Below are 11,924 nucleotides of genomic sequence, written 5' to 3'. Positions count from 1 at the left end.
CCGGGAGCGGCTCAGGCCAGCACGCGGGAGCGGGACCGCTCGTGCACGTAGCTGCGCCGCAGGTCGCGCACCATGCTGGTGCGCTTGAGCCAGCGGTCCTTGCCGTCGTAGCGGGGCGTGAAGACCTCGCGGCCGTGTATCACCCGGTAGTTGTCGAGGAAGGCCGCCTCGCCCGGCTCCAGCACCAGCCGCTCGGTAGCCGCGGCCAGCGCCTCCGAGCACAGGCGCAGCGCCTCTTCGGCTTCGGTGTCACCGGGTACGGCGACGGTGAAGTCCGGGTCGATACGCAGGTAGTGGTCGTCGGCCGGGCCGAAGAGCACCGGCCCCTGCTCGTACGGCCGGTCCGTGAGCGCCACCGCCGGCGCGGCTGCGTCGGCCGGGACGGTGATGTGCGAGTCGTCGGGGTAGAAACGGAAGCGGCTCTGCCGCAGCACGTCCATGACCCCTTCCGGCAGCATGCCGGGCAGGACCCGGGCGACGGTGGTGCCGACCGCGTCAGGGTTGCGCAGGCACATCAGGGCCACGTAGTCACCACGGCAGGCGTGGAAGACGTCTTCGGTGTGCAGGGTCAGCTGCGTCTCACTGCTGGCGCTGGTCAGTGAGTCCTCCATGCCCTTGGAGGGGCAGACGTCGTGGACCAGCCGGCCGTCCTGCTGGTTGGCCCACGAGAAGGGGTCACCGAGAACCGAGGCGCACAGCAGCAGCGTGACCTCCTCCAGCCGGCCGGCCTCCTCACGCTCGGCGTCCCGCCAGCCGGCGGGCGTCGGTGCCAGGTCGGGGGAGACCGGCAGATTCGCGAGCGTGATGACGGCGTCTTCCCGCGTCCGCGCGTCCACGAGGAACTTCCGCACACCCACGGGAAGTTCCTCGGCCTCGGTGCGCAGATCGTCGATGGCGGCCAGCGGACGCCAGGGCTGATGGTTCCTCAGGAATTTGTCGGCGATCTCCGCGATGTGTGAACTCTCACTGTTGTCGAGGACGTAGCGGCTCATGGCAAATCACCTCTCTGGTGTGCGGGTGCGTGGCATCGGAAAGGGGCTCGCCGGAGCATCAGTTGTCCCCGTTTTTCAGGTGTGCGTATGCGGACATGACGACGCGGCACCACTGGCGGTCCGCGTGACGATGCTCGCCGGGTCTGGTCAGGAACCGGGGCGCCCATGCCGAAAAGCGATTGGAGCATCACCCTAGGCTTGACGATCTGTCAACCCCCCTTCTCGGTCCGTGAACACCGCGCCGCCAGGAGGCGTCAGCCCAGTGGCGCGGTGTCGCGCAGGTCACGCCGTGCCGCCACCTGGGCGTCATCTCGCCCTCGCCATAAGTTCGTTAGGATTCGTCGCCAAGACGCGCATGGCATGATAGAAATCGCCACCGGACGCTCTCTCGATTGAGGAAAGCGCTACGGAGGAAGACGCGGATGTTCGGTACGGAAACGCTCGACGCGCTCGATCAGCGCATTCTCAACGCCTTCCAGATCGATCCGCGCGTCAGCTGGGGCAAGCTGGCGGAGGTACTCGGCGAGAACGACCGCACGGTCGCCCGCCGGGCGCAACGCCTGCTCTCCAGCGGGGTGTCGCGCATCACCGCGATCCCCGACGACCAGCGGTACGGGAGCCGGGTTCCGATCCACATCTGCGCCCAGACCCCCATGGGCGAACTGGACCGGGTCGCCGAGGAGTTGGCACAGCGCAGCGATGTGCGGACCGTGCTGGCGACCACCGGTGACGAGGGCCGGCTGTGGTTCGAACTGGTCGTGCCGGAGCGTGCCCGCATCCACTCGATCCTCGCCGACGAGCTTCCCGCGCGGTTCCCGCTGCGCGGCATGCGCTCGCACGTCGTCCTGCGGATGTTCAGCGCCACGAGCCAGTGGTACGCCCGCCATCTCACCGACGAGGAGGTCGCGGCTCTGCGCCGCGGATCGCCCGCGTACCAGGACGACGTGGAGCCGTCCCCCGCCACCGGAACCGGCCGGGACCGGATGGACGAGCTGGACGTACGGATCGCCAAGCTGCTGCAGCGCAACGGCCGGGCGACGATCAGCGGGATCGCCGAGGAACTCCGGACGTCGGTGCCGACGGTGAGCCGCCGGCTGGAGGCCATGCTGGCCCGCCGGCATGTCCAGCTCCGCGCCGAGATCGCTTCCACACACCTGGGCCTGTCCGTGGAAGCCCAGCTGCACCTGGCGGTCAACCCCGGGGCAGTTGAGGAGACCGGGCGCTACCTGGCCACCCTGCCCGAGGTGCGCTACTGCGTGGCGATGACGGACAGCCGGGCGCTGCTCCTCGACATCGCCGTGGCCGCGGAAGAGGACGTCTACCGCTTCATCAGCCATGTCTCCGGCGAGCTGCCGGGCATCGTCGGATTCGAGGTGTCGCTGATCACCAGGACCTACAAGCGTGGCGGCCTCCGCAGGGACGGCTCACTGATACAGGAGTACGCATGATCACAGGCGAGGATGAAGTCGCCCGCCTTTGCTCGGAATTGATACGCATCGACACCTACAACCACGGTGACGGCCGCGGTGCCGGGGAACGCCTCGCCGCCGAGCAGGTCGCCACCTGGCTGACCGAGGTGGGACTGGACCCCGTCTACGTCGAAAGCGCCCGGCGGCGCGGCAATGTCGTCGTCCGCCTCCCGGGCACCGACCCCTCCCTGCCGGGGCTGCTGATCCACGGTCACCTCGACACGGTGCCCGCCATCGCCGGAAGCTGGACCGTGCCGCCGCTGTCCGGCGAGATCATCGACGACTGCGTGTGGGGCCGCGGCGCGGTCGACATGAAGAACATGGACGCGATGATGCTCGCGGTCCTGCGCGATCTCGTACGCAGCGGCCGCCGCCCCCGGCGGGACCTGGTGTTCGCCTGGCTGGCCGACGAGGAGGCGGGTGGTGAGTTCGGCGCCCGCCACCTGGTGGAGCACCGGCCCGATCTCTTCGAGGGCGTCACCGAAGCCATCAGTGAGGTGGGCGGCTTCTCGGTTCAGGTGGACGCCGGAGTGCGGCTGTACTTCATCGAGACGGCGCAGAAGGGACTGCTGTGGCTGCGCCTGACGGCCGAGAACCGGGCGGGACACGCGTCGCTGATCCACCCGGACAACGCCGTGACCGAACTGTGCGCCGCCGTCGTCCGAGTCGGCCGCCACCCCTGGCCCTTCCGGCTCACCCCCGCCAGCCGCGCGCTGCTGCGGGAGCTGTGCGACGCGTACGGGCTCGCGTACGACGAGGAGGATCCCGGCCCCGCGCTGGCGGCCCTGGGCCCACTCGCCCGGCTCGTTGGCGCCTCCCTCACCCACATCTCCAACCCCACCCGCCTGCACGCCGGTTACGCGACCAACGTCATTCCGGAGACGGCGACGGCGGAGGTGGACGGCCGCTTCCTGCCGGGCGCCGAGAAGGACTTCCTGGACACCCTCGGCGAGCTGCTGGGCCCGGGGGTGCGGCACGAGGTCATCGACCGGGACCCCGGCATCGAGGCCCCGTTCGACGCCCCCCTGGTGGACTCCATGCTCACCGCCCTCCAGAAGGAGGACCCGGGCGCCCGGATCGCTCCCTACTGCCTGCCGGCCGGCACGGACAACAAGGCCTTCCACCGGCTGGGTGTGCGCGGTTACGGATTCGTTCCGCTGCGCCTCCCCCCGGAGCTGGACTTCGCGTCGATGTTCCACGGGGTGGACGAACGCGTGCCCGTGGACGCCCTGCGCTTCGGGGTCCGCGTTCTCGACCGGCTGCTGACCACCTACTGAGTACCGGTCCGAACACCGCCTGACCAGCAACCGACCGCAGTGAGGAAGAACAATGCAGCATCTCTCCACCCGGCGCGTCCTCGTGATCGAGGCGATCTCCGCCGGTGCCGCGGTCACCAGGACCGCGCACGCCCTGGGCATACCCGTCGTTCTGTTCTCCCACGACGCGGGTGACCGGAAGGTCCCCGAGGATCTGCGTGAACTTCTCGACACCCTGGTCGTCGTCGACACCAACGACCGCGCCGCCCTGGAGCGCGCCGCCAAGGAACTGCACGCCCGCACACCCGTCTCGGCCGTCCTGCCCGGATGCGATGTGTACGTGCCGGCCGCGGCCCGCGTGGCCGCGGCGCTGGGGCTTCCGGGCCTGGCCGCCGACACCGTCGACGAGGTCAGGGACAAGGGCCTGATGCGGGCGCGCACCGCCGCCGCCGGGCTGCTGGTGCCCAGACACGCCGAGGTCACCTCCGCCGACGGGCTCGCCGAAGCGGCCGCGGTGACCGGGTTCCCGTGCGTGCTGAAGCCGGTGGACGAATCGGGCAGCATTCATGTCAGCCGCGCCGACGACCAGGCCGCACTGGACGCCGCGTACGACCGGCTCGTCTCGGACCCCCGGCTCGACCTCGGCCGCCCGCTGTCCGGGCGGGCGCTGGTGGAGGAGTACGTGAGCGGCGACGAGTACAGCGTCGACGGTTATGTGCACGACGGCGACGTCCATGTACTGGCCGTCACCCGCAAACTGCTCGGCCCCGAACCGTACTTCGTCGAGACCGGTCACCTCACCCCCGCACGGCTGGAGCCGTCCGTGGCCGAGGAGACACACGCCTATGTGCGCCGGGTCGCCGAAGCAGTGCATCTGACCACCGGTCCCTTCCACTGCGAACTGCGGCTGACACCGCGGGGCCCGGTGCTCATCGAGATCGGGGCGCGGCTGCCGGGCGACTACATCACCGAGCTCGTGGAGCTGACCACCGGCGTGGACCTGTCGAAGGTCGCCCTCGCCACCGCGCTGGGCGTCCACCCGGACGAGCTCGGCGCGCGCGGCCCGGCGCGGGTGCCCAGTGCCGGAGTACGGTTCTTCACCGCACCGGACGGCACGCACCACTACCGGGAGCTGACCGGATGGCAGGAAGTGGGGCGGCGGGCCGAAGTGCTGCGTACCGCTCTGGCGATCCGCCCCGGCGAGCCCATACCCGAGCCCGGAGACTTCCGGTGCCGCATCGGGCACGCGCTGTTCACGGCCGGTTCCCCGGCGGAGGCGGAAGACACCTGGCAGGCGCTCGGTGCCGCCGTCACGGTGGTGTGACCCCATGGACGAGACGGTTTACGACTATGTCGCGGTCGGTGTCGGTCCCGCCAACCTGAGCCTGGCGGCGCAGGCTTACCAGTGGGACACGGTGTGCGGGCTGCACCTGGAGCGCAAGGAGTCCTTCTCCTGGCACCCCGGGCTGCTGCTGCCGGAGGCCACCTTGCAGATATCGCCGCTGAAGGACCTCGTCACCCCGGTCGATCCCACCAGCCCCTTCTCCTTCCTCGCCTTCCTGGCCGACCAGGACCGGCTGTACGAGTTCCTCACGGCCGACTTCCCCGCCGTGCACCGCACCGAGTTCAACCAGTACCTGACCTGGGTGAGCGAAAGGCTGCCGAGCCTCAGGTTCGGCGCGGAGGTACGGGAAGTGAGCTTCCGCGACGGTGCCTTCGTCATCCGTACCGACGGTGCGCAGACCCGTTCACGGCACCTTGTCCTGGGCACCGGCCTCACACCGCGGGTCGACGAGCGCTTCCGGACGAACCTGGGGCCGACGGCCTTCCACGCCGGGGAGTTCCTCACCCGCGGGCCACAGACGGCGGGCCGGCAGGTGGCCGTGGTGGGCGGCGGCCAGTCCGGCGCCGAGATCGTCCGCCACCTGATGACCCGGCCGGACCCGCCGCGCGGCATCACCTGGATCAGCCGCCGCCCCTCGTACCTGCCGCTGGACGACTCGCCGTTCACCAACGAGTTCTTCTTCCCCGACCGGGCCCGCGCGTTCCACCGCCTGGCCCCGGAGCACCGCGCGCGGCTGCTGCGCGAGCAGAAGTACGCCAGTGACGGCATCGACCTGCCCACGCTGGAGGAGATCTACCGGCGGCGCTATGTGGCCGAGCGGATCGAGGGCCGCACGGACTGGCTCACGCTGCTGCCCGCCTGCGAAATGACCGAACTCGCCGGGGAGCAGGGCCACTGGAAACTCACCGTCGAGGGTGCCGACCCCGCCGACTCCCAGGTGCTGGACGCCGACCTCGTCGTGTTCGCCACGGGCTACGGCTACGAGCTGCCCGCCTTCATGGCCCCACTCGCCTCGCGCCTGTCCCGTACCGGCGGACTGCTCGACGTCCACGACGACTTCCGCGTCGGGTGGGACGGGCCGGCGGCCAACCGGATCTACCTCCAGAACGGAGCGCGGCACGCCTGGGGCATCGCCGACCCCAACCTCAGCCTGCTGGCCTGGCGCAGCTCCCTCATCCTGCACAGCATCCTCAAGGACCGGTGAGACGCACATGACCCACGCCGCCCGGAGCGCATACGGCCCGGCCGTACCCTTCCTGCCCACCGAGACCGACCCCTGCGGGATGATCCTCAACGAGGCCGACTTCTCCCGCTCCGCCGTGCCCGACGCCCCCTTCAAGTCCGCCCGTTTCACCCTCCCCGCCGGAAGCAGTACCCCGCCGGACGCGCACGACGAGTCGGAGGTGTGGTTCGTCGTCGCCGGCGGCGGGTCCGTCGCGGTCGACGGAGTACGGCGTCCCGTGACGGCGGGGGACATGGTGTCCTTCGGCCCCCGCCAGAGGCACGTGGCGGCCGCCGACGCCGGGGAGGACCTGGTGGTGCTGTCGATGTGGTGGGGCGGCCCCGATGACCGGTGAGACGCCGGCGGGGGCCGGGCCCTTCGACCTCGCCGTCGTCGGCACCGGCATCCTCGGGGCGATGGTGGCCTACCGGGCGATGCTGCGGCACCCGGGGTGGCGGATCCTCGCCGTCGACCGGCAGCGGGCGGGCGCCGGGGCGACCGGCATGTCCGCCGGGTTCGACGTGCCGACCGGACGTTGCGAACGGCAGCGCTCGATGGCGGCCAGGAGCACCGCGTTCTACGCGGAGCTCGCCGGTCGGCGGCCGGCGTCGGCCCGGCGGGCCGTCGACGTGTTCTGGCTGGTGAGCGCGGGCGGCCGGCAGGCCCTGGCGGACACCGTGCACGGCAGCCCTCCCGAGGAGGTGGACGCGGCCCGCGCGAAGGAGCTGGCAGCCGTCTTCCCCGGGCTGGCACCCGGCCCGGAAAGCGTCCTGCTCGCCACCGGTCCCGGCAGCAGGGCCGTACCGGCGAAGGTGGCCCGGGACCTGCTGCGCGAAGTACACGACACACCGGGCAACGCCGTCCGGGACGGCTGGCACGTGCGGGCCGTTGAACCGGCGGACGACGGGCTTGCCCTGCTGAGCTCGGACGGCACCGGGGTCACCGCCCGGCGCGTGGTGGTGGCGACCGGCCCCTGGGCGGTGGACGGACCGTACGGGGACCGGGCGCTCGCTCACGGACTGCGGACCAAGAAGGTCGTGGCCTTCCACGTCCAGTCACCGCCACCGGCCGGGGCTCCCACGCTGGTCTTCGAGGACGAGGACGCCTTCCTGCTGCCGCAGCCCGAGCACGGACGCTGGCTGCTGAGCATCACCTCCCAGGAGTGGGACGTCCCGGCCACCCGGCCGGACCGCTTCGTTCTGACCGCGGAGGACCGGGACATCGCACGAGCCGTCCTGGACCGTCATGTGCCCGGCTTCGGCGCCGGCCTGGCCGGTGGCCAGGTGCACTGCGACAGCTATCCGCCGGACGGCCTGCCGCTGGTGACCCGCGCCGACGACACCGGAAGGGCCGTGCTGGCCGTCGGCGGCGCCGGAGCGGGGTACCGCCTGGCTCCGGCCGTCGCCGAGGACGCACTGAACCTTTTCGAACCCGAGGGACCTGATACCGCATGAACACCAAGCTGGGCGCGGACTCCCGCCCACCCCGGAACTACCTGCTCACCCTGCCCGAGCCGACCCCGAACGGGCCCTTCCACCTGGGTCACATCGCCGGGCCCTACCTGCGCATGGACGTCATCGCGCGCTTCCTCCGGTGCCGCGGCGACCGGCCCGTCGTCGTCTCCGGCAGCGACGTCTACGACCCGTGGGTGCCGCTCAAGGCAGGGGAGGAGGGCACCACCCCGCGCGAGGTGTCGGCGCGGTACCACGCCCGTATCTCCAGCGACCTGTCCGACCTGGCGATCACGACCGACGCGTTCATCAACGTGTCCGAGGAGCCCTGGCGCGACCGCTTCGAGCGGGAGGTCGATCATTCGCTGGCCCACCTCCGCGGCCGCGGAGCGGTCGTCGAACGCACCGAGCGAGTCCTCTACAGCGAGTCGGCACGACGCCATGTCGTCGGCGCGTGGCTGCTGGGCCGATGTCCCGACTGCGGTGCCGGCACCGCCAGTTACTTCTGCGAGGAGTGCGGCGCGCACTTCCTGCCGGAGAACGTGGTCGAACCGCGCTCCCGGAACGACGATGACGGCCCCCTTGCCTGGCGTGAGATCGACAGCCTCTTCCTCGCCCTGCCCGACGCCGAGCGGCTCGACGCCCGGCTGGCACGGATGTCGGTGCCCGAGCGGTACCGCGCCACCGTCCGGCGCTTCCTCGCCAGGGAAGGTCTCGCCGTACGGCTGAGCGCTCCCCAGGAGTGGGCCGTCGACCTCGGGCGCACCGAGCCGCAGGTGCCGCGCGGACTGTTCTCGTACACCGGCACGTTCATGTTCACCCGCCTCGCCGGGGAGATCCACGGCATGCTCACCGGCACCGGTGTGAACGCCTTCGCCCCGGAGTCCGACGTGGTCACCCTCACCAGCCTGGGCATCGACAACGTGATTCCGGTGCTGGTGGGCATCGTCGGCACCTCCCTCATGTATGAGGACATGCGGACCTACGACCGCTGCCTCATCACCGACTTCCACCAGCTGGCCGGAGAGAAGTTCTCCACGAGCAGGCGGCACGCCATCTGGGTGGCCGACATCGCGCGGGCCCGCAACGTCAGCGTGGACGCCGTGCGGTACTTCCTCGCCAAGGTCAACCCCGAGGCGGGCCCGGCGAGTTTCGAACCGGCGGAGTTCCTGGCGGAAGCGGGCGACCGGCTGAGCGGACGGTTCGGCGCGAGCCTCGCGGCCTGCCACCGGCGGCTGCCGGAGCGGCCCGGCGCCCCCGACGGCAGGCTGATGGCACGGCTGGACGCGCTGCTCGGCGACCAGGAGCGGGCACTGGACTCGCCCCAGGTGTCGACCGCCGCCGCGGTACGCGCTTTCGACACCTGGTGCGACAGCGCTCCCGGCCCCGACGCGCACCCGGACACCGCCTATTGGTGGCTCAAGGGAGCGGCGGTGCTCGGCTGGCCGGTCATGCCCGGCTTCGCCCAGCAGACCTGGACCACCCTGGGCGGCGACGGCGAGCCGAGGCTCAGCGCCTTCCTCCACCCCACAGCGCCGGTCACCGCCGGCGGGCCCGTGGTGTTCCCCCGGCCGACCGCCGCGGACCTGGCGCCCTGCCTGCCGGAGACGCTCGGCAGCCCGGTGAGTCCCGTCTCGTGACCGCTCCCACCGCGAACGTCCCGCGCCCCCCAGACACCCACGGAAGGCCACAGCCATGGCAGGTCCTGCCGCACCGACCGCCCGCTACCTCGTCCTGAACCGCTTCGACGACGAGTTCGGCGCCTACCACCGGTACGTCGACACCACCCGGTACGCGCTGGCGTACCTCACGCTCGCCGACTGTGCCGACGTACTGGACCGCGACAACGCGCTCGACACCGTCGTCGTGGCCGACCTCGCCTTCGAAACCCTGCTGCCGGAGGCCCGGAGGCTCCACGAGCGCCACGGCTTCGACGGGATCGTCGGACTGTCGGAGTACGACCTGCTGACGGCGGCCCTCCTGCGGGCCGAGCTCGGTGTGAGCGGGTGGAGCCCGGATTTCGTACGCGACTTCCGGGACAAGCCCCGGATGAAGCAGCGGGTGCGTGCCGCGGGCCTGCGCGTACCGCGCTTCCTCGAACTGGACGCAGATACCGGCGCCGACCGGATCATCGACCAGATCGGCCTGGCCGTGGTCCTCAAGCCACGGGCCGGCGCCGCCTCCCACGGGGTGGCACTGGCCACCGGGCGCAACGAGCTCGCCCGGGCGCTGGCCTCGGTCGACCCGGCCGAGTACCAGTGCGAGGAGTTCGTGGCGGGGTCGGTCCTCCATGTCGACGGTGTCCGGCGTGCCGGGGGCTTCCACTTCGTCAGCGCCTCCCTCTACGTGAACACCTGCCTGGCGTTCGCCGCCGGAGAGCCGCTCGGCTCGGTCCTGCTGGACGACGGGCCACTGCGCCGGCGCGCGGTGGAGTTCTCCGCCGCGTGCCTCGACGCGCTGAACCTGTCCGACGGAGCCTTCCATCTCGAACTGCTCCACAGCGCGTCGACGGACGAACTGGTCTTCATGGAGGTCGGCCTGCGGCCCGGTGGCGCCGAAATCCCCCTGCTGCACCGCGACCTGTTCGGTGTCGACCTCATGGGCGAGGCGTTCCGGGCGACCTTGGGGCTGCCGCCCGTCGACGACCCCGCCGACTTCCGCACCGCCCCCGGTGGCGGCTGGGTGCTGATCCCCGAGCCCCGGCCGTTCCCCAGCCGGGTCCTGTCCCGCACCCCGCTCGTGGGCAAGCTGCCCGAGGTGTACGCGGAGACCGTGCCCGAGGTCGGGGAGGTGTTCGACGGGCACGGCGGGTACCTCCACATCGGCGGATCGTTCCGGTTGCGCGGGCCCGGACAGGCCGCTGTGCACCGTGCCGTTCTCGACGTCATCGACCGCTACGAACTGATCGCCGAGCCGGCCCATGACCACGACTGAGCGCCTGCCCTCGCCCTTGCGGGTCCCGGCGTTCCGCAGCCTGTGGCTCGGTGAGACCGTCGCCGGACTGGGCTTCCAGAGCACGCAGTTCCTGTTGCCGCTGCTCGCGCTCACCGCGGCCGGCAGCAGCGCGACGGGCGCGGGACTGGTCTCCGCCGCGCAGTTCCTGCCGGTCATCGTGTTCTCGCTGGTCGCGGGCGCCACCGTCGGCAGGGTCTCCGTGAAGGCGCTGCTGATCACGTGCAACGTACTGCGCGGCCTGACCATGGGTGTGCTGGGCATCGTCGCTCACGCCGCCGGGCCGGGCATCGGGCTGCTGATGGCGGTGGCTTTCGTCGTAGGAGCCCTGACGGTTTTTCACGACATCGGACACCAGGCGGCCGTGCCCCACTCCCTGGCCGCCGGCCGGCTCACCGAGGGCAACGGGCTGCTGGAGGCGAGCTACTCGGTGGCGCAGATGGCCGGCCCGGCCGCCGCCGGATACACCCTCCAGGAATTCGGCCTTCCGGCCACCGCGGCGGCCACCGCCGTGGTGTTCACCGTCGCGCTCCTGTGCTTCCTTCCCCTGCGCCTCCCGTCGGTGGCGGGCGCTGAGGCGACGCTCGCTCTGCGGTCGGTGCTGAAGGGCCTGCGCTTCACCTGGCGCCATCGGGCGCTGCGCGACCTGTGTGTGCAGTCCGCCCTGTTCAACCTCCACGAACAGGCCCTCATCACCGCGTTCATGGTGTTCGCGGTGCGGTCACTGGGCCTGTCCAGCGGCATGGTGGGCGTCATCGTCGGACTGGGGAGTGTGGGCGCGCTCGCCGGGTCCCTCTGGGTGGGGCGGTACGCCGCCCGGCTGCACGTCGGCGCTGCCGTCACCTGGTCGCTCACCGTGTCGGCGCTCTCGCTGCTGGCGGGCGTGCTCCTGGCTCTGACCGGGCCGGCCGTCCCCGCGCTGGCGGGGGCCTTCGTCGTCAACGGTCTGGCGCTCGCCGTCTACAACGTCTACGCCCTGAGCCTGCGCGGGGTGCTCGCGCCCCCCGAGCGCCTGGGGGTCGTCATGGCGGGCTACCGGCTGGTGTCGATGGCCCCGATACCGCTGGGCGCGGTCATCGGCGGTGCACTGGCCCAGTCCGCAGGACCGGGCGCCGCGATGGTCGTCATCACCGCTTCCCTGACCCTGGCCTCCTTCGCGCTGCGGCGTTCACCGCTGCGTCGCATCCGGCGGCTGACCGACCCGGCGGCTGAGTCATCCCTGGAGCGAAGATGACCT

At 71.4% G+C, this 11,924-nt stretch carries 10 protein-coding genes; 9 read left to right on the top strand and 1 reads right to left on the bottom strand.

Translation table 11 applies throughout. From position 1 onward, the window contains the following. Positions 1-11: 11 nt before the first annotated feature. A complete protein-coding gene (locus J7E91_RS10785; protein WP_214901285.1) occupies positions 12-992 on the bottom strand; it encodes a TauD/TfdA family dioxygenase in 981 nt (326 codons plus the stop codon). A gap of 422 nt (positions 993-1,414) precedes the next feature. Between J7E91_RS10785 and J7E91_RS10780 the strand changes: the two genes are divergently transcribed. Genes J7E91_RS10780 through J7E91_RS10740 form a run of 9 tightly spaced genes read left to right on the top strand, consistent with a single transcriptional unit; the run spans position 1,415 to position 11,921 of the window. Then, positions 1,415-2,440, top strand: coding sequence for an Lrp/AsnC family transcriptional regulator (locus J7E91_RS10780; RefSeq protein WP_214901283.1), 1,026 nt, complete (start codon positions 1,415-1,417; stop codon positions 2,438-2,440). Then, positions 2,437-3,738, top strand: coding sequence for a M20/M25/M40 family metallo-hydrolase (locus J7E91_RS10775; protein WP_214901275.1), 1,302 nt, complete (start codon positions 2,437-2,439; stop codon positions 3,736-3,738). Before J7E91_RS10780 ends, J7E91_RS10775 begins: the two co-directional genes overlap by 4 nt. Positions 3,739-3,790: 52 nt before the next feature. Beyond that, the gene (locus J7E91_RS10770; protein WP_214901273.1) at positions 3,791-5,041 is read left to right on the top strand and encodes an ATP-grasp domain-containing protein; all 1,251 of its coding nucleotides are present in this window, start codon (positions 3,791-3,793) and stop codon (positions 5,039-5,041) included. A 4-nt stretch (positions 5,042-5,045) separates the two neighbouring features. Next, positions 5,046-6,266: a lysine N(6)-hydroxylase/L-ornithine N(5)-oxygenase family protein gene (locus J7E91_RS10765; RefSeq protein ID WP_214901271.1), complete on the top strand. Its 1,221-nt coding sequence runs from the start codon at positions 5,046-5,048 to the stop codon at positions 6,264-6,266. Positions 6,267-6,273: 7 nt separating this feature from the next. Continuing rightward, positions 6,274-6,639: a cupin domain-containing protein gene (locus J7E91_RS10760; RefSeq protein ID WP_214901269.1), complete on the top strand. Its 366-nt coding sequence runs from the start codon at positions 6,274-6,276 to the stop codon at positions 6,637-6,639. Beyond that, positions 6,629-7,738: an FAD-binding oxidoreductase gene (locus J7E91_RS10755; protein ID WP_214901267.1), complete on the top strand. Its 1,110-nt coding sequence runs from the start codon at positions 6,629-6,631 to the stop codon at positions 7,736-7,738. Before J7E91_RS10760 ends, J7E91_RS10755 begins: the two co-directional genes overlap by 11 nt. Next, positions 7,735-9,375 carry a class I tRNA ligase family protein gene (locus tag J7E91_RS10750; protein ID WP_214901265.1) on the top strand — a complete coding sequence of 547 codons (1,641 nt, stop codon included), beginning with the start codon at positions 7,735-7,737 and terminating at the stop codon, positions 9,373-9,375. Before J7E91_RS10755 ends, J7E91_RS10750 begins: the two co-directional genes overlap by 4 nt. A 55-nt stretch (positions 9,376-9,430) precedes the next feature. Beyond that, complete coding sequence (locus J7E91_RS10745; protein ID WP_214901264.1) at positions 9,431-10,669, top strand: acetyl-CoA carboxylase biotin carboxylase subunit family protein; 1,239 nt, start codon at positions 9,431-9,433, stop codon at positions 10,667-10,669. Then, on the top strand, positions 10,656-11,921 hold the full coding sequence (locus tag J7E91_RS10740; protein ID WP_214901262.1) for an MFS transporter: 1,266 nt from the start codon (positions 10,656-10,658) through the stop codon (positions 11,919-11,921). The genes J7E91_RS10745 and J7E91_RS10740 overlap by 14 nt, the downstream gene beginning before the upstream one ends. Positions 11,922-11,924 lie beyond the last annotated feature (3 nt).

Origin of the sequence: Streptomyces sp. ISL-99, assembly GCF_018614005.1 — a bacterium.
Taxonomy (GTDB): domain Bacteria; phylum Actinomycetota; class Actinomycetes; order Streptomycetales; family Streptomycetaceae; genus Streptomyces; species Streptomyces flavidovirens.
This window is presented reverse-complemented; position numbering and strand designations above follow the sequence as displayed.

Coding starts and splice junctions, on each gene's coding strand:
- J7E91_RS10785 (WP_214901285.1), bottom strand. CDS start 992: ATGAGCCGCTACGTCCTCGACAACAGTGAGAGTTCACACATCGCGGAG.
- J7E91_RS10760 (WP_214901269.1), top strand. CDS start 6,274: ATGACCCACGCCGCCCGGAGCGCATACGGCCCGGCCGTACCCTTCCTG.
- J7E91_RS10745 (WP_214901264.1), top strand. CDS start 9,431: ATGGCAGGTCCTGCCGCACCGACCGCCCGCTACCTCGTCCTGAACCGC.
- J7E91_RS10780 (WP_214901283.1), top strand. CDS start 1,415: ATGTTCGGTACGGAAACGCTCGACGCGCTCGATCAGCGCATTCTCAAC.
- J7E91_RS10775 (WP_214901275.1), top strand. CDS start 2,437: ATGATCACAGGCGAGGATGAAGTCGCCCGCCTTTGCTCGGAATTGATA.
- J7E91_RS10755 (WP_214901267.1), top strand. CDS start 6,629: ATGACCGGTGAGACGCCGGCGGGGGCCGGGCCCTTCGACCTCGCCGTC.
- J7E91_RS10750 (WP_214901265.1), top strand. CDS start 7,735: ATGAACACCAAGCTGGGCGCGGACTCCCGCCCACCCCGGAACTACCTG.
- J7E91_RS10765 (WP_214901271.1), top strand. CDS start 5,046: ATGGACGAGACGGTTTACGACTATGTCGCGGTCGGTGTCGGTCCCGCC.
- J7E91_RS10770 (WP_214901273.1), top strand. CDS start 3,791: ATGCAGCATCTCTCCACCCGGCGCGTCCTCGTGATCGAGGCGATCTCC.
- J7E91_RS10740 (WP_214901262.1), top strand. CDS start 10,656: ATGACCACGACTGAGCGCCTGCCCTCGCCCTTGCGGGTCCCGGCGTTC.